This window comes from Mycobacterium paraffinicum (genome assembly GCF_001907675.1).
Lineage (GTDB): Bacteria > Actinomycetota > Actinomycetes > Mycobacteriales > Mycobacteriaceae > Mycobacterium > Mycobacterium paraffinicum_A.
This window is the reverse complement of the sequence record NZ_MPNT01000007.1, coordinates 99,430-121,553: the sequence shown is the minus strand read 5'-3', so window position 1 is coordinate 121,553 and position 22,124 is coordinate 99,430. Positions and strand designations below refer to the sequence as shown.

General features: G+C 69.9%; 18 protein-coding genes and 1 pseudogene. 7 read left to right on the top strand and 12 right to left on the bottom strand.

The genetic code is table 11. The annotated features are described in order from the left end of the window. Positions 1-36 precede the first annotated feature (36 nt). The 3 genes from BRW65_RS10265 (at position 37) to BRW65_RS10255 (ending at position 2,601) form a co-directional block, all read left to right on the top strand. Entirely contained in the window at positions 37-1,083 is a 1,047-nt protein-coding gene (locus BRW65_RS10265) for an alanine and proline-rich secreted protein Apa (RefSeq protein ID WP_073874170.1), read from the top strand. Positions 1,084-1,217: 134 nt separating this feature from the next. Further along, positions 1,218-1,523, top strand: coding sequence for a GlsB/YeaQ/YmgE family stress response membrane protein (locus BRW65_RS10260; protein ID WP_073874168.1), 306 nt, complete (start codon positions 1,218-1,220; stop codon positions 1,521-1,523). Between the two features lie 49 nt (positions 1,524-1,572). After that, a complete protein-coding gene (locus BRW65_RS10255) occupies positions 1,573-2,601 on the top strand; it encodes a zinc-binding alcohol dehydrogenase family protein (RefSeq protein ID WP_073874166.1) in 1,029 nt (342 codons plus the stop codon). 6 nt (positions 2,602-2,607) lie between these two features. Here BRW65_RS10255 and BRW65_RS10250 read toward each other — a convergent pair whose 3' ends face one another. The 3 genes from BRW65_RS10250 to BRW65_RS10240 form a co-directional block, all read right to left on the bottom strand. Beyond that, entirely contained in the window at positions 2,608-3,369 is a 762-nt protein-coding gene (locus tag BRW65_RS10250; RefSeq protein ID WP_073874164.1) for a CPBP family intramembrane glutamic endopeptidase, read from the bottom strand. 144 nt (positions 3,370-3,513) lie between these two features. Next, positions 3,514-5,916 carry a phosphoketolase family protein gene (locus BRW65_RS10245; protein ID WP_073874162.1) on the bottom strand — a complete coding sequence of 801 codons (2,403 nt, stop codon included), beginning with the start codon at positions 5,914-5,916 and terminating at the stop codon, positions 3,514-3,516. A 212-nt stretch (positions 5,917-6,128) separates the two neighbouring features. Further along, positions 6,129-6,977 carry an SDR family oxidoreductase gene (locus tag BRW65_RS10240; protein WP_073874160.1) on the bottom strand — a complete coding sequence of 283 codons (849 nt, stop codon included), beginning with the start codon at positions 6,975-6,977 and terminating at the stop codon, positions 6,129-6,131. A 98-nt stretch (positions 6,978-7,075) separates the two neighbouring features. On the opposite strand from BRW65_RS10240, the gene BRW65_RS10235 reads away from it, so the two are divergent. Then, complete coding sequence (locus tag BRW65_RS10235; protein WP_073874158.1) at positions 7,076-7,585, top strand: GNAT family N-acetyltransferase; 510 nt, start codon at positions 7,076-7,078, stop codon at positions 7,583-7,585. 135 nt (positions 7,586-7,720) lie between these two features. Here BRW65_RS10235 and BRW65_RS10230 read toward each other — a convergent pair whose 3' ends face one another. Next, a complete protein-coding gene (locus tag BRW65_RS10230; protein WP_073874156.1) occupies positions 7,721-8,635 on the bottom strand; it encodes an undecaprenyl-diphosphate phosphatase in 915 nt (304 codons plus the stop codon). A 158-nt stretch (positions 8,636-8,793) separates the two neighbouring features. Here BRW65_RS10230 and BRW65_RS10225 point away from each other — a divergent pair, with 158 nt between their 5' ends. From BRW65_RS10225 to BRW65_RS10215, 3 genes are all read left to right on the top strand, one after another. Beyond that, positions 8,794-11,187, top strand: a complete 2,394-nt coding sequence (locus tag BRW65_RS10225) for a CaiB/BaiF CoA transferase family protein (protein WP_167374027.1) — start codon at positions 8,794-8,796, stop codon at positions 11,185-11,187. A 59-nt stretch (positions 11,188-11,246) separates the two neighbouring features. After that, positions 11,247-12,734, top strand: coding sequence for an acetyl-CoA acetyltransferase (locus BRW65_RS10220; protein ID WP_073874152.1), 1,488 nt, complete (start codon positions 11,247-11,249; stop codon positions 12,732-12,734). Positions 12,735-12,844: 110 nt separating this feature from the next. Beyond that, a complete protein-coding gene (locus BRW65_RS10215; RefSeq protein ID WP_073874150.1) occupies positions 12,845-14,956 on the top strand; it encodes an NAD-dependent epimerase/dehydratase family protein in 2,112 nt (703 codons plus the stop codon). Here BRW65_RS10215 and BRW65_RS10210 read toward each other — a convergent pair. The 8 genes and pseudogenes from BRW65_RS10210 to BRW65_RS10175 form a co-directional block, all read right to left on the bottom strand. Next, positions 14,953-15,678, bottom strand: coding sequence for a DUF72 domain-containing protein (locus BRW65_RS10210; protein ID WP_073874148.1), 726 nt, complete (start codon positions 15,676-15,678; stop codon positions 14,953-14,955). The two genes, BRW65_RS10215 and BRW65_RS10210, sit on opposite strands and share 4 nt — an antisense overlap. Further along, on the bottom strand, positions 15,675-16,310 hold the full coding sequence (locus BRW65_RS10205) for an endonuclease (RefSeq protein WP_073874146.1): 636 nt from the start codon (positions 16,308-16,310) through the stop codon (positions 15,675-15,677). The genes BRW65_RS10210 and BRW65_RS10205 overlap by 4 nt, the downstream gene beginning before the upstream one ends. 43 nt (positions 16,311-16,353) lie before the next feature. Then, positions 16,354-16,686 carry a TfoX/Sxy family protein gene (locus tag BRW65_RS10200; protein ID WP_073874144.1) on the bottom strand — a complete coding sequence of 111 codons (333 nt, stop codon included), beginning with the start codon at positions 16,684-16,686 and terminating at the stop codon, positions 16,354-16,356. An 8-nt stretch (positions 16,687-16,694) separates the two neighbouring features. Then, positions 16,695-17,078, bottom strand: coding sequence for a nitroreductase family deazaflavin-dependent oxidoreductase (locus tag BRW65_RS10195; protein ID WP_432206412.1), 384 nt, complete (start codon positions 17,076-17,078; stop codon positions 16,695-16,697). An 84-nt stretch (positions 17,079-17,162) separates the two neighbouring features. After that, on the bottom strand, positions 17,163-17,651 hold the full coding sequence (locus BRW65_RS32245) for a hypothetical protein (RefSeq protein ID WP_244168055.1): 489 nt from the start codon (positions 17,649-17,651) through the stop codon (positions 17,163-17,165). Between the two features lie 151 nt (positions 17,652-17,802). Continuing rightward, positions 17,803-18,290, bottom strand: a pseudogene (locus tag BRW65_RS10185) (hypothetical protein). Positions 18,291-18,356: 66 nt separating this feature from the next. Next, complete coding sequence (gene lon / locus BRW65_RS10180; RefSeq protein ID WP_073874142.1) at positions 18,357-20,678, bottom strand: endopeptidase La; 2,322 nt, start codon at positions 20,676-20,678, stop codon at positions 18,357-18,359. A gap of 186 nt (positions 20,679-20,864) precedes the next feature. After that, positions 20,865-22,124, bottom strand: coding sequence for an alpha-hydroxy acid oxidase (locus BRW65_RS10175; protein WP_139272979.1), 1,260 nt, complete (start codon positions 22,122-22,124; stop codon positions 20,865-20,867).

Here is a 22,124-nt window from a genome sequence, read left to right as displayed (position 1 = left end):
CTTGCGTCACAGCGGTAACACGGTAGGTTCGTCGCCATGGAGCAGGTGGATCCCAACTCGACACGTCGCAAAGGCCTCTGGGCGACGCTGGCGATAGCCACAGTGACCAGCGCCAGCGCCGTCACCATCGCGTTGCCGGCGGCCGCGAACGCCGATCCGGAGGTGCCGACCCCGGTGCCCCCGACGACGACGGCACCGCCGCCGGCAGCCGGCCCCGCGGCCCCCGCGACCACTGCTGCGCCTGCCTCCCCGGCGCCTGGCGCGCCGCCGGCGCCGGTCGACCCGAACGCGCCACCACCGCCGCCGGTCGACCCGAACGCACCGCCGCCGCCGCCCGTCGACCCGAACGCCGGGCGGGTCGCCAACGCCGTGGGCGGTTTCAGCTACGTCCTTCCCCCCGGCTGGGTCGAATCGGACGCGTCCCACCTCGACTACGGCTCGGCGCTGCTGAGCAAGACGACGGGACCGCCGCCGCTGCCCGACCAGCCGCCGCCGGTCGCCAACGACACCCGCATCGTGATGGGGCGGTTGGACCAGAAGCTTTACGCCAGCGCAGAAGCCAATGACGCCAAGGCCGCCGTGCGGCTCGGCTCGGACATGGGTGAGTTCTTCCTGCCGTACCCCGGCACCCGGATCAACCAGGAGGCGACCCCGCTCACCGGGGCCAACGGCGTCACCGGCAGCGCGTCCTACTACGAGGTCAAGTTCAGCGACACGTCTAAGCCCAACGGTCAGATCTGGACGGGCGTGGTCGGGCTGCCCGCGGCGAACACGCCCTCCGGCGCACCGCCGCAACGCTGGTTCGTCGTGTGGCTCGGCACGGCGAACGATCCGGTGGACAAGGGCGCGGCCAAGGCGCTGGCCGAGTCGATCCAGCCCTGGGCGGGCCCGCCCGCACCCGCCGCCGGAGCCCCGGCGGCTCCGGGAGCCCAACCGGCCCCGGCGGCACCTGCACCAGGGGGCCAGCCGGCACCGGCGGCACCGGCGGCACCGGCAACGCCATCGCCGGCGCCGGCCCCGGCGCCGGCCGGGGAGGTTAGCCCTACCCCGGCGCCGTCACCACAGCGGACGCAATCGACCTGACCCCCTGATCAGGGCGCCGGGATGGTGGGCGAAGGGTCGCCGAACCCGAGCCTTTTCCGTTACGCAAAGCGGGTATACCGAACTGACGGCCCAGCAATTCGCTGGGCTTTGCCAGCGAATGCAAGGAGACCCGCATGGACGTCATGGCAGCTACCGAATATCTGGCCCTGAACCTAAATGGAAAGACCGGTATCGGGTGGATTGGATACATCATCATCGGTGGCATAGCCGGTCTCCTAGCGAGCAAAATCGTTAAGGGCGGCGGCTCCGGCATCCTGATGGACATCGTGATCGGAGTTGTCGGGGCATTCGTTGCAGGCCTCGTGCTCAACCTCGTGGGTGTCGACGTTAACAGCGGCGGGTATTGGTTCACATTCTTTGTCGCCCTGGCTGGCGCAGTCGTGCTGCTGTGGATCTCGCGACTGCTGCGCAGAACCTAACCAACAGTTAACGCGTTGCGGCCGTGGCGGTTGGCGGCATGATTGACGAATGATTGCACCGCTATCCACCGCGGCCATGCGCGCATGGCGGGTGCGTCAACCCGGCCCCATGGACACCGCCCCGCTCGAGCAAGTCGCTTCCGAGGTGCCGCGCCCCGGGCCGTCGGAATTGCTGGTCGCCGTCCGGGCCTGCGGCGTGTGCCGCACCGACCTGCACGTCACCGAGGGCGACCTGCCCGTGCACCGCGAGCACGTGACGCCCGGCCACGAGGTGGTCGGCGAGGTCGTGGAATTGGGCGCACAGGCGGGCGACGCGTTTCGGGTTGGAGACCGGGTCGGCATCGCCTGGCTACGCCACACCTGCGGGGTGTGCAAGTACTGTCGCCGCGGCGACGAGAACCTGTGCCCGCAGTCCCGCTACACCGGCTGGGACGCCGACGGTGGGTACGCCGAATTCGCCACGGTCCCGGCCGCTTTCGCACATCCGCTGCCCGGCGGATACAGCGATAGCGAACTCGCGCCGCTGCTGTGCGCCGGCATCATCGGGTACCGCTCGCTGCTCCGTGCCGATCTGCCGCCGGGCGGGCGGCTCGGGCTGTACGGCTTCGGCGGCAGCGCCCACATCACCGCGCAGGTCGCGTTGGCGCAGGGCGCCGAGGTGCACGTGATGACCCGGGGAGCCGAGGCGCGTGAGCTGGCCATGCAGCTCGGCGCCGCGTCGGCGCAGGGCGCGGCCGATCCGCCGCCGGTGCCGCTGGATGCGGCGATCCTGTTCGCCCCGGTCGGGGAGCTGGTGCTGCCCGCGCTGGAGGCGCTGGACCGCGGCGGCACCCTGGCGATCGCCGGCATCCACCTGTCCGACATCCCGGTCCTCAATTACCAGCGCCACCTGTTCCAGGAGCGCCAGGTCCGCTCGGTCACGTCCAACACCCGGGCCGACGCGCGGGCGTTCCTCGACTTCGCGGGCGAGCACCATATCGAAGTGACCACGCCGGAATACCCGCTGGACCAAGCCGATCGTGCGCTGGCGGATCTCAGCGCGGGCCGCATCGCCGGCGCGGCGGTGCTGCTGGTGTGAGCGTCCTCAGCGGGTCAGGTGCCACACCAGCGCGGCGGCCAGCGCACCAAGCCCGTTCAGCGACCAGTGCAACGCGATCGGTGCGATCAGGCTGCCGCTGCGCCGGCGTAGCCAGCTGAAGACGAAGCCGGCCGCGCCGGTAGCCAGCACCGCGCCGGCGACCCCCGCCAACATCCCCACGATGCCGCCGCCGAAGAGCCGGGTGAATCCGACGTTGCTGCTGGTCAGCCCGAGCGACGTCGCGACGTGCCACAGCCCGAACAGCAGCGAACCCGCCAGCGCGACCCCGCGGAAGCCCCAGGCACGGTGCAGCGCGCCGTGCAGCACGCCCCGAAACGCCAGCTCCTCCGGGATCACGGTCTGCAGCGGGATGATCACCATCGAGGCGATCAGCGCGCCGGAGACCGTGGCGTAGCGGTGGTTGAGGAACATCGGCCGGGTCATCGGCAGCAGCACCCCGACAGCTATCACGGACGCCACGACCAGCACCGCGACCACGGCGTAGCCGAAGCCCGACTTCCAATGTTCGCGCCCCAGACCCAAGTCGGCCCAGTCCAGACCATTGGCGCGCATCAGGAACACCAGCCCGACGGCCGCGGCGGGAACGACGCAGATGCCGGCCCAGGGGGTGGTGAAGTGCGCGACCAGGTTGGTCAGCACCAACACCAGCACGACGACGGCGATATCGAGGTGGATCCGAAACCTGTGCAGCGCCGACAGCTGCGCGAGCACCGGGTGGGTGTCAGCGATCGCGGGAGCCTCGAGCATCTGGCCAGTTTACCGGTGAGCCAAGGCAGCGTGACTTCAACGAGATTGCCGTCACGGTTGTGGTTGGCGCCCGGGCCGCGACCGTGACGGCAATCTCGGCGTCAGGTGGACCCCCAGGTCGTTCGGTCGTCTCGCTCCCATCACTCACTCACTGCGCTCGTTCTGCTCGCTCGGCTCCCAGGTCCAGTTGGCGATCTGCGGGTCGTCCTCGCCGTGCTCGCGGGTGTAGATGCGCGCCGCGAGCCGGGCGTCGACCATGCGCTGGCGCAGCACCGCGGCCTTGCTGGCCAGCCCGTCCACCCGGTCGATGACGTCGATCACCAGGTGAAAGCGGTCCAGATCGTTGAGCATCACCATGTCGAACGGAGTCGTCGTGGTGCCGCGCTCCTTGAACCCGCGCACGTGGATGTGCGAGTGGTTGGTGCGCCGGTAGGTGAGCCGGTGGATCAGCCACGGGTACCCGTGGTAGGCGAAGATCACCGGCTTGTCGCGAGTGAACAGCGCGTCGAACTCCCGGTCCGGCAAACCGTGCGGGTGCTCGGATTCCGGCTGCAGCCGCATCAGGTCGACGACGTTGACCACCCGGACCGCCAGCTCCGGGAGGTCGCGGCGCAGGATGTCGGCCGCGGCCAGGGTTTCCAGCGTCGGGATGTCCCCGGCGCAGGCCAGCACCACGTCGGGTTCGGCGTCTAAAGATCCACCGGTGCTCGCCCACGGCCAGATGCCAACGCCGCGCGCGCAGTGCGCGATGGCCTGGTCCATGTCCAGGTAGGCCAGCGCCGGCTGTTTGCCGGCGACGATGACGTTGATGTAGTCGCGGCTGCGCAGGCAGTGGTCGGCCACCGACAGCAGCGTGTTGCCGTCCGGCGGCAGGTACACCCGGGTCAGTTCGGCCCGCTTGTTGGCCACCAGATCGATGAAGCCGGGGTCTTGGTGCGAGGCGCCGTTGTGATCCTGGCGCCACACGTGCGAGGACAGCAGGTAGTTCAGCGACGCGATCGGCCGCCGCCACGGCAGCTCCAGGCTGGTGGCGAGCCATTTCGCATGCTGGTTGAGCATCGAGTCGACGATGTGGACGAACGCCTCGTAGCAGTTGAACAGGCCATGCCGGCCGGTCAGCAGGTAGCCCTCCAGCCAGCCCTGGCACAGGTGCTCGGAGAGCACCTCCATCACGCGGCCGTCTGGCGCGAGGTGCTCGTCGTCGGGCTCGATCTCCGAGAGCCACACCTTGTCAGTCGATCCGTAGACGGCGTCCAACCGGTTGGATGCCGTCTCGTCGGGCCCCATCAGGCGGAACCGGTCGGAGTTACGGGCGATCACGTCCCGCAGAAAGGTGCCGAGCACCCGGGTCGCCTCGTGCGTCGTGGCCGCGGGCCGCGACACCGTGACCGCGTAGTCACGGAAATCCGGGAGGTCGAGGTCGTGCAGCAACAGGCCGCCGTTGGCGTGCGGGTTCGCGCTCATCCGGCGATCACCGCTGGGCGCCAGCGCCCGCAGCTCGGCGCGCAGCCTGCCGTCGCCGTCGAACAGCTCCTCGGGCCGATAGCTGCGCAGCCACTCCTCGAGCTGGGCGCGGTGCTGCGGGTTGTCGTGCGTCTCGGCCAGCGGAACCTGATGCGACCGCCAGGTACCCTCCACCTTCTTGCCGTCCACCACCTTCGGGCCGGTCCAGCCCTTGGGCGTGCGCAACACGATCATCGGCCACACCGGCCGCTCGGTCCGGTCGCCGCTGCGCGCCGCGCTCTGGATGGCCGCGATGTCGGCGAACGCGTCGTCGAGGGCGGCGGCCAGCTGCTGGTGCACGTTCGCCGGGTCGTCACCGGCGACCGTGATCGGCCGGTAGCCGTAACCACGCAGCAGGGCCTCGAGTTCGGCGTGCGGGATGCGCGCCAGCACGGTCGGGTTGGCGATCTTGTAGCCGTTGAGCGCGAGGATGGGCAGCACCGCGCCGTCGGTGACCGGGTTGAGGAATTTGTTGGAGTGCCAGCTCGCCGCCATCGGCCCGGTTTCGGCCTCGCCGTCACCGATTACGCAGGCCACGACCAGATCCGGGTTGTCGAAGGCCGCGCCGTAGGCGTGCACCAGCGCGTAGCCGAGTTCACCGCCCTCGTGGATGGAGCCAGGCGTCTGGGCGGCGACGTGGCTGGGGATGCCGCCGGGAAAAGAGAACTGCCGGAACAGCTTTCGCAACCCTTCGGCGTCCTGCTCGATGCCGGTGTACACCTCGCTGTAGGTGCCCTCGAGATAGGCGTTGGCGACCAGAGCCGGGCCGCCGTGGCCGGGCCCCGTGACGTAGATGACGCTGGCGTCGCGCTCGCGGATGATCCGGTTGAGGTGGGCGTAGATCAGGTTCAGGCCCGGGGTGGTGCCCCAGTGTCCCAGCAGCCGCGGTTTGACGTGCTCGGGCGACAGCGGTTCGGTCAGCAGCGGATTGTCCAGCAGGTAGATCTGCCCAACGGAAACGTAATTGGCGGCACGCCAGTACGCGTTGATCAGGTCGAGTTCGTCGTCGGCAAGGGGAGCGGTTGTCTGGGTTTCTAGGCTCACTCCGCCGATTGTCCGCGCTTGCGGTGAACGGCGCCCGACGCGGCCGACTACCCGATGGCGGCGACCCGCATCGCCCGGCTCCGCCGCACTCGCGATCGCCGACTACCCGATGGCGGCGACCCGCTTCGCCCGGCTCCGCCGCACTCGCGATCGCCGACTACCCGATGGCGGCGACCCGCATCGCCCGGCTCCGCCGCACTCGCGATCGCCGACTACTCCTCGCCGCGGGCCCGCGACTCGTAGGCCCTGCGCTGCTCGGCGTCGACGTGGTCGGTGAAGACGTGCTCGCCGCCGAGCGCGCGGTTGAGCCCCTCGGACAGCGCGCGCGGCAGGAACTTCTGCGACGCGATGATCGCCCCGGCCGTCTTCGTGACCCGCACTCGCGGCCTGGGATGCGCCACCAGGTTGACGATCGCCTCGGCGATGTCGGCCGGCTCGGCGTTCTTGATGCCCTTGGCTCCGGAGGTGCCGGCGATCAGCTCGGTGTTCACGAATGTCGGCATGACGACCGAGAATTTCACGCCCGCCCGGCGGTATTCGATCCGCGCGGCGTCGGTGAAGCCGATGACCGCGTGCTTGCTGGCGCAGTAGGTGGCCGCCCCGGCGATGTACGTCTCCCCTGCGAGCGAGGCGATGTTGATGACGTGACCGGATCCGCGGGGCACCATGCGCTGGGCCGCCAGCTTGCTGCCCAGGATCACGCCGTAGACGTTGATGTCCAGGACGCGCCGCGTGACGGCGTCCGGCTCGTCGACGATCCGGCCGAGCGGCATGATGCCGGCGTTGTTGACCAGCACGTCGATCGGGCCGAGCTGGCGCTCGACCTCGTCCAGGAAGTCCGAGAACGAATGCGGGTCGGTGACGTCGAGTTTGCCGTACACATCCAGGCCGAGCGCGGCGCCGGATTCCTTCACCCGGACCTCGTCGACGTCCCCGATCGCCACCTTGGCGCCCAGGTTGTGCAAGGCGGTCGCGGTGGCCAGCCCGATTCCCCGCGCGCCACCGGTGATCACGATGACCTTGCCGCGGACCTTGCGCCCGACGGATGCCGTGTCTGCCATTCTCCCTACCCTCCGGATTCTTGACGGGTGTCAACAGGGCAACCTGGTAAGCACAGCACTCGGCGTCGGCCTGCGCAACAACCGTGGATACTGCAACGATGACCGAGGTGCGGGCGGCGGTCGCGGCTGACGCCGACGAGGTGGCCCGCCTGCACGTGCGGTCGTGGCAGTCGGCGTACCGCGGTCTGATCGCCCCGGACTATCTGGACAACCTGACCCCGGAGGCGGTGGTCGACCGGTACACCTTTGGCCGCGTGGGGTTGCGGGTGCCGTCCACCCTGGTCGCCGTCGAGGGCCCCGCGATTCGCGGCTTCGCCACCGCGGGTCTGTGTCGCGACGGTGAGTTGCCGAATTCCGGTGAGCTGATGGCCCTTTACGTCGACCCGGCACATGTGGGCGCGGGCGTGGGCACCCTGCTGCTGGCGGCGGCCCGTGCGCGGATGCGGGCGGTCGGCGTGACCGACGCCGTGTTGTGGGTGTTGGACGCGAACACCCGCGCCCGGCGGTTCTACGAACGGGGTGGCTGGCGCCCCGACGGGGCATGCCGCACAAGGCATTTCGGTAATCAAACGGCGCGACTGGTGCGCTATCGGCTAGAGCCGGTGTAGCGTCTGTGGTTGAGACGCCCCGCATTTGCTCCGTCGCGGGTGCGCTACGCCACGCCGCCCGCCCATGTCCTTGCGCGAATCGACAGCCAGCAGTTGCCGTTTGGGTGAAGCCCGGTCACCGAAATCGTGTATGCGTCACCCGACGGCGAGCCACACCAGGCTGGCGCCACCGGCCAGCGCGCAGTAAATGGCGAACGGCGTGAGGGTGCGGGTCTGGAAGTAGCGTGTGAGGAACCGCACGGCGAGGTACGCGCACACGAATGAGGCGACGCTGCCGGCGAGCACCTGGCCGCCGATCCCGGCCGCGCGCGGCCCGAACAGTTCCGGGATCTTGTAGACCCCGGCTGCCAGGATGATCGGCGTCGCCAACAAAAAGGAGAACCGCGCGGCGTCCTCGTGCGACAACCCGCGCCACAGGCCGGCCACCATGGTGATGCCGGAGCGGCTGATGCCGGGCAGCAGGGCCAGGATTTGCGCGGCGCCGATCAGCATGCCGCGGGGCAAGGGGAGTTGAGCCAGGCGGTTGTCGACGGCCTCGCCGGTGTGCGCGGGCTCTTGCCCACCGGTCTGATCGTCGGGCGCGGGGGAGACGCGTCGGCGCAGCACCTCGCCCGCGTAGAGGGCGACGCCGTTGAGCAAGAGAAAGATCGCGGCCGGGATGGGCTTGCCGAGGGTGGTGCGGAACGTTCGCTCCAGGGCCAGCCCCGCCAGACCCACCGGGATGGTGGCGCCCACAATGAGCCAGGCCAGCCGCTCGTCGGGGGTCCGGATGCGTCGATACCGCAGCGACGACACGAATCCGGTCGCGATGCGCAGCCAGTCGCGCCAGAAGAACACCAGCAACGCGGCCGCGGTGGCCACGTGCAGTCCGACGATGAAGGCGAGGTAGGGCGATTCGGGGGCGGAGACGCTCAGATCCCGGGCCCATCGACCGCCGACCACCGCGGGCACCAAGACGGCGTGCCCGAGGCTGGACACCGGGAACAGCTCGGTGACGCCCTGGAACGCCCCGACCACCACGGCCTCGATGTAGGTCAGGTGCGCGCTCATAGTGGATGCCTCCGTCGGATCGTTTCGCCCATGGCCTCGCCGATCGGCCTGTGACGATAGCCGACGGCGGACGCGCCCACCCAATCAGCTTGCCCAGTTGGCTTTTTGGCGCAACGCCGGGCCGGGCCGGATCCGGCACGTGCGGGTACGGTGTGCTGATGTCCGACGGGTTCCTCGACGCCGTGCGCGTCCTCGACTTGTCGAGCGGCAACGGCGACGCGGTGACCCGCCTGTTCGCCGACCTGGGCGCGGACGTGCTCAAGGTCGAACCCCCGACCGGAAGCCCGGCGCGCGATGCGCCGCCGACGATCGCCGGTGCGAGCATTCCCTTCGCCGTGCACAACGCCAACAAGCGCAGCGTGGTGCTGGACCCGTTCGACGAGGACGCCTGCGGCGCCTTCCTCGACCTCGCCGCGCAGGCCGACATCGTCGTGGACGACGGCTTCTACGGGGAGGCCCCGATCTTCGGGACGTCGGTCGAGGAACTGGCCGCCCAGCACCCGCATCTGGTGGTTTTGTCGATCACCGACTTCGGAGCGACCGGGCCCCGATCGTTGTGGCGGGCCACCGATCCGGTGTTCTACGCGATGTCCGGCTCACTGTCGCGATCCGGGCCCACCACCGGCACCCCCGTGTTGCCGCCGGACGGGATCGCGTCGTCCACCGCCGCCGTCCAGGCGGCCTGGGCGGCCCTCGTCGCCTATTACAACCGATTACGTTGCGGCACAGGTGAATTCATTGACTTTTCGCGGTTCGACGCCGTGGTCATGGCGCTCGATCCGGCGTTCGGCGCGCACGGGCAGGTCGCCGCCGGCATCCGCCACACCGGACAGTGGCGGGGACGCCCGAAGAACCAGGACGCCTACCCGATCTACCCCTGCCAGGACGGCTACGTCCGGCTGTGCGTGATGGCGCCGCGCCAGTGGCGGGGCCTGCGGCGCTGGCTGGGGGAGCCCGCCGACTTCCAAGACCCCAAGTATGACGTGATCGGCGCGCGCTTCGCCGCGTGGCCTCAGATCAGCGAGTTGGTCCAGGCGCTGTTCGCCGGACAGACCATGAAGGATCTGGTGACGGCGGGACAGGCCCACGGCGTTCCGATCGCCGCCGTGCTGACGCCGTCGTGGGTGATGGATTCCGAGCATTTCCAAGCGGTGGGCGCAGTCACCGAGGCGGAGCTGGTTCCGGGGGTGCGCACTCGCGTGCCGACCGGCTATTTCGTCGTCGACGGCCACCACGCGGGGTTCCGCAGCCCGGCCCCGGCGGCGGGGCAGGACGGACCGGGCTGGCGCGGAAATCCCGCGGTGGTGCAGTCACCGTCGGGCCGCATCGGCGACTATCCGTTTGCCGGCGTGCGCATCCTGGATCTGGGCATCATCGTGGCCGGCGGCGAACTGAGCCGCCTGTTCGGCGACCTGGGCGCCGAGGTCATCAAGATCGAAAGCGCCGAGTACCCCGACGGGCTGCGGCAGGCGCGCGTCGGCGACGCCATGAGCGAGTCGTTCGCCTGGACGCACCGCAACCACCTGGCGATGGGCCTGGACCTGCGCAGCGCCGCCGGCAAGGAGATCTTCACTCGGCTCGTCGCGGAGTCCGACGCTGTCTTCGCCAACTTCAAGCCGGGAACGCTTACCGCACTTAGCTTTTCCTACGACAACCTGCGTGCGATCAATCCGCGCATCGTGCTCGCCGAGAGCAGCGCGTACGGCGATCGCGGTCCGTGGAGCACACGGATGGGCTACGGCCCCCTGGTTCGCGCGGCCACCGGCGTGACCCGGCTGTGGACGGCCGACGACCCGGAGGCACACGATGGCGCCGCCCGGCACCACTTCTACGATGCGACCACGATCTTCCCGGACCATGTGGTCGGACGGATCACCGCGATCGCGGCGCTGGCGGCGCTGATCCACCGCCATCGCTCGGGCGGCGGGTCGCACGTGCACATCTCGCAGGCCGAGGCCGTCGTCAATCAACTCGACACGCTGTACGTCGCGCAGGCCGCGCTGGCCGCGGGCGTGCCGCGAATCTCCGCCGACACCAGCCTGCATGCCGTCTATCCGTGTGCCGGCGACGACGAATGGTGCGCGATCTCGATCGGCTCCGACGAGGAATGGCGTTGCGCTGCTGGCGTTTTCCATCACCCGGAGTGGGCCGACGACCCGCGCTTCGCCACCGGCGAGGCGCGGCTGGAGAACCGGGCCGAGCTGGTCGAATTGGTGTCGGCCTGGACCCGGACGCGCACCCCGATGCGGGCCGCCCAACTGCTGCAGTCCTCGGGGGTCGCGGCCGGGCCGATGAACCGGCCGCCCGACGTTCTGGAGGACCCGCAGCTGATCGAGCGGAAACTCTATGCCGAGATGCTGCATCCCCTCGTCGAACGTCCGCTGCCCGCGGAGACCGGCCCGGCGCCGTTCCAGCACATCCCGCCGGCCCCGCAGCGCCCGGCGCCCGTGCCGGGCCAGGACACCGTCGACGTCTGCCGACGGGTGCTCGGCATGAGCCCGCAGGAGATCGACCGGCTGATCGCCGAGGGCGTGCTGTTCGGGCCGCCCTGACGCGCTGCGAACGCGCCCCACGCGACCAAACGGATCGATAGCCCCGCTAGGTTCGTCCCATGACCGTCGACCCCAGGACACCGGTGCTGATCGGCTACGGCCAGGTCAACCACCGTGACGAGATCGACCCGGACAAGCGGTCCGTGGAACCGATGGACCTGATGGCGGCCGCCGCCCGGCAGGCCGCCGATGCGCGGGTGATCGAGGCAGTGGATTCCATCCGCGTGGTGAACATCCTCTCGGCGCAGTACCGCGACCCCGGACTGCTGCTCGGGCAGCGGATCGGCGCGAGCGACTTCACCACCCTGTACAGCCCGGTCGGCGGCAACGTGCCGCAGTCGCTGGTCAACCAGGCCTGCCTGGACATCCAGCGGGGCCGGGCCCAGGTGGTGCTGCTCGCCGGCGCCGAGACCTGGCGCACCCGTCGGGGGCTGCGGGCCAGGGGCGGCAAGCTCGAGTGGACCGTTCAGGACAATTCCGTCCCGATGGCCGAGGTCAGCGGCGACGACGTCCCGATGGCCGGCGACGCGGAGATCAGGATCCGGCTGGACCGGCCGGCCTACGTCTACCCGCTCTTCGAGCAGGCGTTGCGGATCGCGAACGGCGAGTCCGTCGAGCACCACCGCAGGCGCATCGGCGAACTGTGGGCCCGCTTCAACGCCGTCGCCGTCGACAATCCGCACGCCTGGATCCGCAAGCCGGTGACCGCCGCGCAGATCTGCGAGCCCGGTCCGCAGAACCGGATGATCAGCTGGCCCTACACCAAGCTGATGAACTCCAACAACATGGTCGACCAGGGCGCCGCGCTCGTCTTGACCTCGGTGGAGCAGGCCAGGCGACTGCGGGTCCCCGCGGACCGCTGGATCTACCCGCAGGCGGGCACCGACGCGCACGACACCTCGGCCATCGCCGAGCGTGACGAGCTGCATCGCTCGCCGGCCATCCGGATCGCCGGCGGCCGGGCGCTGGAGCTCGCGGGGCTGGGCATCGACGACGTCGACTACGTGGACCTGTACTCCTGCTTCCCGTCGGCCGTCCAGGTCGCCGCGGCCGAACTCGGGCTGCCGGTCGACGACCCCACCCGCCCGCTCACCGTCACCGGCGGGCTGACGTTCGCGGGCGGCCCGTGGAGCAACTATGTGATGCACTCCATCGCCACCATGGCGGAGTTGCTGGCGGCCAACCCCGGGCGTCGCGGACTGATCACCGCCAACGGCGGCTACCTGACCAAGCACAGCTTCGGCGTGTACGGCACCGAGCCGCCGCCCGCCGAATTCCGGTGGGACGACGCGCAACCGGCGGTCGACCGCGAGCCCACCCGTGCCGGCCTGGTGGAATGGGAAGGCGTCGGCACGGTGGAGGCGTGGACGACGCCGTTCGACCGCGAGGGACGACCGGAAAAGGCCTTCCTGGCCGTGCGCACGCCCGACGGCTCGCGGACCCTGGCGGTGATCACCGACAGCGCCGCGGCGCAGGCCACCGTGCAGGAAGACATCGGCGGCGCCAAGGTTGCCGTCTCCGCCGACGGCAGTGCCGCGGTGCAATAACCGCCCGAAAGCGGTCCTCGCCGGCGCAGGTTGGCGTTTGCTCAGTAACGGTCGCATAGGTGATGCCGTCTGCCTATTGTTTAGTTTGAGGTCGGGGGAGGTGAGCCCAGGTGCAGATCCTGGTTACCGACGCCACCGGCGCACTCGGGCGGCTGGTTGCACGGCAACTCATCGCTGCCGGGCACACGGTCAGCGGCATCGCTGAGCGCCCGCATCCCTGCCTACACACGAACGTCGAATTCGTTTGCGCATCGCTGAGCGACCCCGTCCTGCGTGAGCTCGCCGGCGAGGCCGACGCGGTGGTCCACCTGGCCCCGGTCGACACCAGCGCCCCCGGCAGCGTCGAGATCGACGGCCTCGCGCACGTGACCGACGTCGCTGCCCGCGCCGGCGCCCGGCTGCTGTTCGTGTCCCAAGCCGCCGGCCCGCCCGAGCTGTACGGGCCGGCCGAGGACCTGGTGGCCACCAGTTGGGGTCCCAGCCTGGTCGTGCGCATCGCCCCGCCGGTCGGCCGCCAGCTCGACTGGATGGTCTGCCGCACCGTCGCCACGCTGCTGCGCACCAAGGTCTCGGCGGAACCGATGCGGGTGCTGCACGTCGAGGACCTGGTGCGCTTCCTGGTGGCGTCGCTGAACACCGACCGCACGGGCGTGGTGGACCTCGCCTCGCCGGACACCGTCAACGTGGTCACCGCGTGGCGAATGCTGCGGTCCGCGGACCCGCGGTCCCGGTTGAACCGCGTGCGAAGCTGGCCGCAGCTCATCCCGGCTATGGACATCGCTGGGGTGCAAGAGGATTGGTCGTTCGAGTTCGGCTGGCAGGCGCTCGATGCGGTCGCCGACACCGCCCGCGGTCTGGTCGGCCGCCAGATCGCCCCCGCGGGTGCCACCGGCCACGGTCGCCAACTCGCGATTCCGGTCGAGGTGATCCCGCGCTCCGGCCCCTCCGGCGAGGAGCGCAGCGCGGCGCCCGAGGGCGTGGAGGGCGAATTCGACGATCGGATCGACCCCCGCTTTCCGATCTTCAGTGCGGCCAACCTCGCCGAGGCGCTGCCCGGACCGCTCACCCCCATCACGCTGGACGTCCAGCTGAGCGGGCTGCGCGCGGCGAATCGGGCGCTGAGCCACGTGCTGGCGCTCGGCGGCGTGGTCGGCGACGAGTGGGGGAACCGGGCCATCGCCGTGTTCGGCCACCGGCCCTACGTCGGGGTGTCGGTGAACATGGTCGCCGCCGCACAGCTGCCCGGCTGGGATCAGGACGCCGTGGCCCGCGAGGCGCTGCTAGGCCGGCCACACGTGGGCGACCTGCTGCCGTTCGGCGAGCCCGCGCTCGCGGGCGGGGCGCTCGGGTCCGTCGCGAAAGCCGTCGCCACGGGCCGGTCGCTGGCGTTGCTCCGCCATCTCAAGTCCGACACCCGCGCCTACAGCGCCGCCGCCGGAACCGAACACCTCGACGCGGCGCAGCTGGCGTCGCTGCCCGATGCCGGCCTGGAGGCCCGGATCGGCTTGCTGCGGGACCGCATCCACCAGGGCTGGATCCTGACCGGGTTGTGGCTGATCGACAGCGGTGTCACCGCGGCGGCGCTGGAGCGCGGCAAGGCGGCACGGGGTGTGCCCGGGGTGGGCATGATCCTGGAGAGCAGCCTGGTGGCGGCCGAGACCGAGCAACTGGCCGCGGTGCTTCGGGCCGACCCGCCGCTGTGCGCGCTGGCCCAGGATGGCAACCTCGCCAGCATTCGCGCGTTGTCTCCCACCACCGCGGCCGCCGTGGACGCGGCCATCGCCCGCATCGGCCATCGCGGGCCCGGCGAGGCGGAGCTGGCCAGCCAGACGTACGCCGACGACCCGACGATGCTGCTCAGGGCGGCCGGGGAAGTCGCCGTGGCCGCGGCCGCGTCGACCGAACCGCCGCCGCCGACGCTGGCCCAGCGGCTCACCACCAACGCCCGCGACTCCCGCGAGCTCGCCCACGACGCCACCCTGCGGTACACCCATCAGCTTCGAATCACATTGCGGGAGTTGGGATCTCGCCGAGTCGCGGCGGACCTGTTCGATGTCGGCGACGACGTGTACTACCTGACCTGTGACGAGCTGGTCGCCATGCCCGGCGACGCCCGGTTGCGGATCAAACGTCGCCGCGCCGAGCGGGACCGGTTGCAGGCGCAGCGCCCGCCCGAGGTCATCGACGGGGCGTGGACCCCCATCGACCAGCTCGCCGACTAACCCAGCAGTTCGCGCAGGTGCAGCGCGTTGCGCACCGCGTGACCACCCAGGTCGTTGTTGAAGTAAATCCATACGTCCTTCCCGTCCCCGCTCCACGCGGCGATTCGCTCGGCCCACACCCGCAACTGGTCGTTCGAGTAGGAGCCGGCGTAGATCGCGTCCTGGTCCGGACCGTGCATGCGGACGTACACCAGGTCGGTGGTGGCGCGGGGCACGCACGCCAGCCCGGCGCCGCTCATCACCACGTAGGCGGCGCGGCGTCGTTGGAGCAGCTCGTAGACGCCCTCGTCGTTCCAGGACGGATGGCGCAGCTCGACGGCCACCCGGATCGACTCCGGCACGGCACCTAGAAACGCGTCCAGGCGCGCGTCGTCGCGCTGCTGTTCGGGGTGCAGCTGGACGAGCAGCACCCCGCGTCGATCATCCAGTAGTTCCCAGCACCGCTCGAAGCGCTCGATCCACGGCCCGACGGACGCCAGGCGACGGTAGTGCGTCAGTCCCCGGTGCGCCTTGACCGACATCTTGAAGCCGTCCGGCAGCTTGTCGCGCCATCCCGCGAACGTCGTGTCCTTGGGCCAGCGGTAGAAACTCGCGTTCAGCTCGACGGTGTCGAACACCTCGACGTAGCGAGCCAGCCGACGCGCGGCGGGCAGGCCCGTCGGGTACAGCACGTCCGCCCAATGGTTGTAGGACCACCCGGAGGTGCCAATCCGGACGGTCAACCGGTCACCTGCCGGCGTACCTCGTCATCCAGCGCCACCCTGATGAGCGCGGCGGCCAGCCGCGCATTGGCTTGCGGCGCAAGGGCTCCCAGCTTCGCCGGTTGCGCGGGCAGGCCCAATTGCTTGGCCGCCGTGGTGGCGCGGTCGTCGAAATACGGCCGCAGCCAGGTCCACACGTCCTGCACCTCCCGCAAGAAGATATCGGCGCCGGTGTCCCCAATCCCCTTGAACTGCTTGAGCAATCGTTTCGCTGCGGCGACGTCGTGCTGGCTACGTTCAGCCAGCGCGCGCAGATCCCCGGAATATTCGTCGCGCACGCGCCGGGCCATCTCGGCGAGCCGGGTGGCCGAACTTTCGTCGTAGCGTACGTAGTGGGCCCGGCCGAAGGCGTCGATCATGGTCTGCCGGTCGGCCTCCAGCACGGCCTTGGGCGTGCGCAGACCCGCCTTGAACAGCTCGCGCCCGGCCCCCATGGCGATGGCCGCATCGATCGGCTTGCTGGCCAGCATGCACACGACCAGCAGCTGAAACAGCGGCATCGGCTTGTCGCCGAGCCTGATTCGCGCCTCGGCTGCATAAGTGGTGCCGGCAACGTCGAGCAGTCGCCGCACCAGTCGCTCGCGGTTGGGCATACCCGATCACGTACCCGCGCCGGGTGTCAGCAAACCGCGCCCGTCACTTGGCGGGCAGGCTGCGCGCGTAGCCGACGCCGCGTGTCACCCAACCCTGAAGCTGGCGTTTGGTGCGCACACCGGCGGCGTCCACCCGCACCCAGCCGCGGGCGTCGCGGCCCGCCATCACCATGGGGCTGACGTGGTTTCGCTGTAGCAGTTTGTCGAGGTCGTCCTTCGGCACCCGGACCAGCAGACCGCCCTGGCCGCTCACCGCGACGGACATGTTGCCGTTGACCAGAAAGGCGAGACCGCCGAACATGCGTTTCTCCTCGATGCCACGCTCGGCGGCCACGAGTTCGCGGATTTCGTTCGCCAGGTTTTCGTCGTAGGCCATGCGGCGGGTCAGTCCAGATCCACCCGAATGGTCAGCAAGTCGCTGCCCATCAGGCGCACCACCGCGCTGTTGAGCCGCGGCAGGTCGCCGAGCCGCCGCAGCGGATCGTCGTCGGGCAGCAGATGCGCGGTGCCGCTACGCCATTGACCGCCGATGCGGACGCGAACGGCGGGATTGGCCTTGATATTGCGGACGTAGTCCGAGTGCTCGCCGTGTTCGGAGACCATCCAGAACTGGTTGTCGACCAGGCGTCCGCCCACGGCGGTGCGTCGCGGCTTGCCGCTCTTTCGGCCGGTGGTTTCCAGAATGATTCCGGGCATCTGCCGGCCCACCGGGTTGACCAGCAACCGCTGCACGCGATGGACCACTTGGCGTTTGAGACTCACGGTCATATTCAACGCCAGGCTCGCGGTGATGTCACCGGGCAACGAAAACAGCCGCCCCCGGACAGGAGGCGGCTGCTTCGTGGTGCCGTTTTAGGTCCCGGGGTTAATCCCGCCGTTGACCTGGCCCGAGCCCGAGGTCCCGCCTGCCGGCGTGAACACCTGGAAGCCGGTAGACGTGTTGACGCCCCACTGGCCGAGCTGCGGGTTGAAAACGACCGGGAGTTGGGTCCCGTCGGGGTCACCGACTGGCGGGACCCAAGTGGCCGGGAGCCCGTAGCGGACCGGGTCGTTGTAGTGCCCCGGCGGCGGGAACCCGTTCTGTCCCGGGGGAAGCGGGCTGCCCGGCACGTTGCAGTTAGCGCCCGGCGCCCCGGGGTTACAAATCGGCTGTCCCGGCACGTATTGGCCCGGACCCGGCACATCCCGGTCGCCACCGGGCACATTCGGGCCCGGCACGTTCGGCCCCGGAATATTGGGGCCATTCGGGTCTGCCTGTGCGATGCCGGCGCCGATTCCCAACGCCGCGGACGTGATGGTGCCGGCCATTACCGCGCCGGCTGCGATCCTGTTCAGATTCATCAGTGAACCCCCTTGTCGTGCAGTTTGGCTGCCTGAACAGCAGCTGAACCAATTGACTTGGTGATTCGCTCACCCCACCGCCCTCAATCGGGCAGTCGAACCTCCAACCGCTAGATACCCGACGGGTGGGCGCCGGAAACCTCCTCGCGCCTCACGCAGGCCGGGGCGCGGGCACGCCGACGGCCCGTAACACCCACTCACGCGGGACGGAGAAAGCCAGCGAACGGCGGGGGAGGGTGGTCAGTACCGGCTCCGGAATCGCGGTTTGTAGTGCAGTGACAGCTGACCGGAGAACGCGGGATCCACTCGGCCGACGTCGAGGTTGACCGTAACGCCGCTCGACGAGATCTCGGCTTTCGCCGGGCCGTCCTGCGGCGCGTCCCAGCGCTGGTCGATGGCCCGCCCGGCGAGCTTGGGCACCGTCGACAACGTGCCGAGGACCCGTTGGGACGTGAGCACCAGGGAGCCGACATAACTGCGGACGCTGCCCTTGGAGACGAAGCCCGGCACGGAGCCGTCGAACCGGAACGTGACGGGAACGAACTCCGCGAGATGGAGGATGCCCTCCGGTTCGACCTCCGCCCGCATGTCGGCGGGAAGGTTGCCGATACGGAGCAATCTGCGCAGGATCACGGCCATCCACAGACCTTAATGCGGTTGGCCGGGATGCGCGCGAGTTTGCTGCGCATCCCGGCCAAGCTCAAATCAAGCGGCGACCGCGGCGCCCTGCGCCACCGGTTCCAGCGCCTGCGCGACGATCTCGGCAACGTCGGTCATCGGCTTGACCGTCAGCGCGTCCAGCACCTCGGCGGGCACGTCATCGAGGTCCGGCTCGTTGCGCGCGGGGATGAACACCGTCGACAGGCCGGCCCGCTGGGCCGCCAGCAACTTCTGCTTCACGCCGCCGATCGGCAACACCCGCCCGTTCAGCGTGACCTCCCCGGTCATCCCGACGTCCGAGCGCACCTGCCGTCCCGTGGCCATCGACACCAGGGCGGTCACCATGGTGACACCGGCCGACGGGCCGTCCTTGGGCACCGCCCCGGCGGGCACGTGCACGTGGATGCGCCGGTCCAGCGCCTTTGGGTCGACGCCCAACTCGGTGGCGTGGGAGCGCACGTAGGAGAGTGCGATCTGCGCCGACTCCTTCATGACGTCACCCAGTTGACCGGTGAGCTGCAAGCCCGCCTCACCGTCCGTCGCGCCGGCTTCGATGTAGAGCACGTCGCCGCCCAGGCCGGTGACGGCCAGGCCGGTGGCCACGCCCGGCACCGCCGTGCGTTCGGCCGACTCGGGAGTGAACCGCGGACGGCCCAGGTAGTCGACCAGATCCGGCTCGTCGACGGTGATCGGCTCCGGCGTCTCCGCCAGCTTGGTCGTCACCTTGCGCAGCGCCTTGGCGAGCAGGCGCTCGAACTGGCGCACACCCGGCTCCCGGGTGTAATCGGCGGCGATCTTGCGCAGCGCAGCGTCGGTCAGCGTGACCTCGTCCTCGGTCAGCGCCGCCCGCTCCCGCTGGCGGGGCAGCAGGTAGTCCCGCGCGATGGCGACCTTGTCGTCCTCGGTGTAGCCGTCGATCTGCACCAGTTCCATGCGGTCCAGCAGGGCCGACGGGATGTTCTCGATGACGTTGGCGGTGGCCAGGAACACCACATCAGACAGGTCCAGGTCCAGGTCCAGATAGTGGTCGCGGAAGGTGTGGTTCTGCGCCGGGTCGAGCACCTCGAGCAGCGCGGCGCTCGGGTCGCCCCGATAGTCGGAGCCGACCTTGTCGATTTCATCCAGCAGCACAACGGGATTCATCGATCCCGCCTCGCCGATGGCCCGCACGATCCGGCCCGGCAGCGCGCCCACATAGGTGCGCCGGTGCCCGCGGATCTCGGCCTCGTCGCGCACACCGCCCAGCGCGACCCGCACGAACTTGCGGCCCAGCGCCCGGGCCACGCTCTCACCCAGCGACGTCTTGCCGACGCCGGGGGGACCGGCCAGCACCATCACGGCACCGGAGCCGCGGCCGCCGACGACCTGCAGCCCCCGCTGGGCGCGTCGCGCCCGCACGGCCAGGTACTCGACGATGCGGTCCTTGACGTCGTCCAGCCCGTGGTGGTCGGCGTCCAGGACGCCGCGCGCGGCCTTGAGGTCCGTCGAGTCCTCGGTCCTGACGTTCCAGGGCAGGTCGAGCACGGTGTCGAGCCAGGTGCGGATCCAGCCGCTCTCCGGGCTCTGGTCGCTGGACCGTTCCAGCTTGCCGACCTCGCGCAGCGCGGCCTCCCGAACCTTCTCGGGCAGGTCGGCGGCCTCGACGCGGGCCCGGTAATCGTCGGACCCATCGGGTTCGCCCTCGCCGAGTTCCTTGCGGATGGCGGCCAACTGCTGGCGCAGCAGGAACTCCTTCTGCGTCTTCTCCATGCCCTCGCGCACGTCCTCGGCGATCTTGTCGTTGACCTCGACCTCGGCCAGATGCGCGCTGGTCCAGTCGATCAGCACGCGCAGCCGTTCGGCGACGTCGACGGTCTCGACCAGCTGCCGCTTCTGCTCGCTGGACAGGTAAGACGCGTAGCCGGAGGTGTCCGCCAACGCCGACGGGTCGGTCAGCCTGTTGACGTAGTCGATGATCTCCCAGGCCTCGCGCCGCTGCAGCATGGCCAGCAGCAACTTCTTGTACTCCGCCGTCAGCGCCTTGATCTCGTCGGTCGCCTCGACCTCGGGCACCTCGGTCACCTCGACCCACAGCGCCGCGCCGGGCCCGGACGCGCCGGTCCCGATCTGCGCCCTGCGTTCGCCGCGCACGACGGCCGCGGTGCCGCCGCCCGCGATGCGGCCGACCTGCAAGATCTTCGCGATCACACCGTGGGACGGGTAGCGGTCGTCGAGCCGGGGCGCGATCAGCAGCTGCCCCGATTCGCTCGCCTGAGCGGCGTCGATCGCCGCCCGCGCGGTCTCGTCGAGCGCGATCGGCACGACCATTCCGGGCAACACGATGGTGTCGGTGACAAAGAGCACCGGCACCGATTTGGCTTCAGCCATCAATCCTCCAAAAATCTGAGTCTGATGCGCTCAACCCAGCCCGTCGCCGGTTTGTTCCCGCGCACGCTTTCCCCTGCCCAATGTGCGTCCAGCCGCACAGTCGAGGGCGAATGTGCGGCCAGCCGCACGCTCGGCGGGGAACGGCCACCGCCGCGCTCCGGCAACGGGCGTGCGGCCAGCGCCACATCACACTGGCGGCTCTACGGGGCGCAGGCGCCGCAGTTGCGTCACGTGCCTGGGGGAGAGCTCCTCGAGGCAGGTGACGCCCAGCAGCCGCATCGTGCGGATCACGCCGTCGGCGAGGATGTCGATCGCGCGGGTGACGCCGGCCTCGCCGCCGGCCATCAACCCGTACAGGTAGGCCCGCCCGACGAGCGTGCACCGCGCGCCCAGCGCGATCGCCGCCACGATGTCGGCGCCCGACATGATGCCGGTGTCGACCAGAATCTCGGTGTCCTTGCCGAGTTCGCGCGCCACCGTCGGCAGCAGGTGGAAGGGCACCGGCGCCCGATCCAGTTGCCGCCCACCGTGATTTGACAACACCACGCCGTCGACTCCGCGCTCGACGACGGCTCGGGCGTCGTCGAGCGTCTGGATGCCCTTGACCACCACCTTGCCCGGCCATTGGGCCTTGATCCACTCCAGGTCGTCGAAAGTGAGGCTGGGGTCGAACATGGTGGAAAGGTATTCGGCGACGGTGCCCGGCCAGCGGTCCAGCGACGCGAACGCCAGCGGCTCGGTGGTCAGCAGGTCGAACCACCATTTCGGGTGCGGGACCGCATCCAGGACGGTGCGCAGGGTCAGCGTCGGTGGGATGGTCATGCCGTTGCGGTTGTCGCGCAGCCGCGCGCCGGACACCGGGACGTCGACGGTGGCCAGCAGGGTGTCGAAACCCGCCTCGGCCGCGCGCCGCACCAGCGCCATCGAGCGTTCGCGGTCGCGCCACATGTAGAGCTGAAACCACTTCCGACCCTGGGGAACAGCGGTCGCCAGGTCCTCGATCGAGCAGGTGCCGAGCGTGGACAGCGAGAACGGAATGCCGGCCTTGGCCGCCGCCGCCGCGCCGGCGATCTCGCCCTCGGTGTGCATCAACCGGGTGAAGCCCGTCGGCGCGATGCCGAACGGCAGGACGACGGGTTGGCCGAGTACGTTCCAGCCGGCGGTGACGTTGGTGACGTCGCGCAGGATAGTCGGGTGAAACTCGATGTCGCGGAAGGCTTCTCGAGCACGCCGAATGGAAATCTCGTCCTCGGCGGCGCCGTCGGTGTAGTCGAACGCCGCCTTGGGCGTGCGCCGTTTGGCGATGCGTCGCAGATCCTCGACGGTGTACGCGGCGTCGAGGCGGCGCTTGGTCGCGTCGAGCTGCGGTCGCTTGAACTTGATCAGCGGCGCGAGATCGCGCACCTTGGGCACTCGTCGGGCGGCCTTCCACCTTTTGGATTCCAC

What these genes read in the sequence shown, in the direction of transcription:
- BRW65_RS10265 (WP_073874170.1), top strand. Translation starts at nt 37, where the DNA reads ATGGAGCAGGTGGATCCCAACTCGACACGTCGCAAAGGCCTCTGGGCG.
- BRW65_RS10260 (WP_073874168.1), top strand. Translation starts at nt 1,218, where the DNA reads ATGGACGTCATGGCAGCTACCGAATATCTGGCCCTGAACCTAAATGGA.
- BRW65_RS10255 (WP_073874166.1), top strand. Translation starts at nt 1,573, where the DNA reads ATGATTGCACCGCTATCCACCGCGGCCATGCGCGCATGGCGGGTGCGT.
- BRW65_RS10250 (WP_073874164.1), bottom strand. Translation starts at nt 3,369, where the DNA reads ATGCTCGAGGCTCCCGCGATCGCTGACACCCACCCGGTGCTCGCGCAG.
- BRW65_RS10240 (WP_073874160.1), bottom strand. Translation starts at nt 6,977, where the DNA reads ATGGCAGACACGGCATCCGTCGGGCGCAAGGTCCGCGGCAAGGTCATC.
- BRW65_RS10235 (WP_073874158.1), top strand. Translation starts at nt 7,076, where the DNA reads ATGACCGAGGTGCGGGCGGCGGTCGCGGCTGACGCCGACGAGGTGGCC.
- BRW65_RS10230 (WP_073874156.1), bottom strand. Translation starts at nt 8,635, where the DNA reads ATGAGCGCGCACCTGACCTACATCGAGGCCGTGGTGGTCGGGGCGTTC.
- BRW65_RS10225 (WP_167374027.1), top strand. Translation starts at nt 8,794, where the DNA reads ATGTCCGACGGGTTCCTCGACGCCGTGCGCGTCCTCGACTTGTCGAGC.
- BRW65_RS10220 (WP_073874152.1), top strand. Translation starts at nt 11,247, where the DNA reads ATGACCGTCGACCCCAGGACACCGGTGCTGATCGGCTACGGCCAGGTC.
- BRW65_RS10205 (WP_073874146.1), bottom strand. Translation starts at nt 16,310, where the DNA reads ATGCCCAACCGCGAGCGACTGGTGCGGCGACTGCTCGACGTTGCCGGC.
- BRW65_RS10200 (WP_073874144.1), bottom strand. Translation starts at nt 16,686, where the DNA reads ATGGCCTACGACGAAAACCTGGCGAACGAAATCCGCGAACTCGTGGCC.
- BRW65_RS10195 (WP_432206412.1), bottom strand. Translation starts at nt 17,078, where the DNA reads ATGACCGTGAGTCTCAAACGCCAAGTGGTCCATCGCGTGCAGCGGTTG.
- BRW65_RS32245 (WP_244168055.1), bottom strand. Translation starts at nt 17,651, where the DNA reads ATGAATCTGAACAGGATCGCAGCCGGCGCGGTAATGGCCGGCACCATC.
- lon (WP_073874142.1), bottom strand. Translation starts at nt 20,678, where the DNA reads ATGGCTGAAGCCAAATCGGTGCCGGTGCTCTTTGTCACCGACACCATC.